Source organism: bacterium (genome assembly GCA_021372775.1).
Taxonomy (GTDB): domain Bacteria; phylum Acidobacteriota; class Polarisedimenticolia; order J045; family J045; genus JAJFTU01.
Map to the genome: position 1 here is coordinate 1 of JAJFTU010000127.1, position 1,508 is coordinate 1,508.

Annotated in this window: 2 protein-coding genes; one reads left to right on the forward strand and one right to left on the reverse strand. The window is 70.5% G+C overall.

Annotation, left to right across the window (positions count from 1 at the left end):
* A partial coding sequence (lysS, locus tag LLG88_04305; GenBank protein MCE5246128.1) for a lysine--tRNA ligase occupies positions 1-627 on the reverse strand: 627 nt, incomplete at its 3' end.
* Positions 628-746: 119 nt separating this feature from the next.
* On the opposite strand from lysS, the gene LLG88_04310 reads away from it, so the two are divergent.
* Positions 747-1,508, forward strand: a 762-nt coding sequence (locus LLG88_04310; GenBank protein ID MCE5246129.1) for a fructose-1,6-bisphosphatase, incomplete at its 3' end; no start/stop codon positions are given.

Consider the following 1,508-nt stretch of genomic DNA (forward strand, 5'->3'; position numbering starts at 1 on the left):
CTCGGCGCCGCAGTGGCCGCAGTTGGAGCGGATGGTCCCCGCGGCGCGGTCGAAGCCGTGCACGACCCCCTTGGTGATCATGCGGCACTTCGGGCAGCGCGGATTCCACGGCGACCAGTCGGCCTCGCACTCCTTGCCGGTCACCTCGTGGAGCGTCTTCGCGATCTCGTCCCGGTGCTCGAGCGCGGCGAAGATCACGTCGTCCATCTTTCCCGACGCGTAGAAATCGTGCGCGCGCACGACCTGGCAGTCGACGCGCAGCTGCTTCAGCGCCTCGAGGAACGGGTTGAGGAAGTAGTCGGCGTAGGAGCCCTCGCCCGTCGGCGCCGGAATCTCGAACACCGACTTCCCGACCTCGGGCGCGAAGCGGTCCGCGTCGAGGAACGGCGCGACCTTCCGCAGCGGGTCGATGTCGTCCACGATGAAGACCAGCCGCGCCGCGGCGCCGCGCTCGCGCAGGGCGCGGGCGAGCGAATCGCCGGTCAGGATCTCGCGGAGATGGCCGACGTGGAACTGCCCCGACGGGGAGATGCCGGTGGCGACGACGGGGGCCTCGACGCCGCGCGCGAGGACTTCGTCCGCGGCGACGTCCGCCCAATGGCGTTCGGGCGCTTTGCGCTCGTTCATGGATCGCTCCGTTTCCGCCGCGAATGCGGCCGCGCGCCGCCCAACGGCGGCGCGTCCGGTGCAGAATAGATGCTCCCCGCGCGCCGCTCAACAGCGGCGGGGCGGGCCAAGGAGCGGACATGGACCTGAACGCGCGTCCGGCGACCCTGATCGAGTTCGTCACGAAGACCCAGCGCAACTTTCCCCAGGCCACCGGCGCCTTCACGACCCTCGTCGAAGGGCTGGCTCTGGCGACGAAGATCATCTCCCGCGAAGTCAACGCGGCGGGGCTCGGCAGCCTGCTCGGGCTGACCGGCCGCCGGAACATCCAAGGCGAGACGGTCGCGCGCCTCGACGAATTCGCCAACGACACGATGGTCAAGACGCTGACCCGCACCGGCGTCGTCTGCGCCATCGGGTCGGAGGAACTGGCGGTGCCGATCCGCCTCCCCTCCGACCACGAGCCGGCGCCCTACGCCGTCCTCTTCGACCCGCTCGACGGCTCGTCGAACATCGACGTCGCGGTCTCCGTGGGGACGATCTTCGGCGTCTATCGCCGGGTCAGCCCGCCGGAGGGGATCGGCGGTCTCGAGGACCTGCTGCAGCCGCCGCGGAAGCTGGTCTGCGCGGGGTACGCGGTCTACGGCTCGAGCACGATCCTCGTCCTCGCGCTCGCCAACGGCGTCCACGGTTTCACGCTCGACCCGGCGCTCGGCGAGTACATCCTCTCCCACCCCGACATCAAGATTCCGCCGAAGGGGAAGTACTACTCCGCCAACTTCGGCAACCGCGGCAAGTGGACGCAGGAGGTCGAGCGCGCGCTGGCCGACTTCGAGCAGCCGGCGACCGAGCCGGCGCGCAGCCTGCGCTACGTCGGCAGCCTCGTCGCCGACGCGCACCGC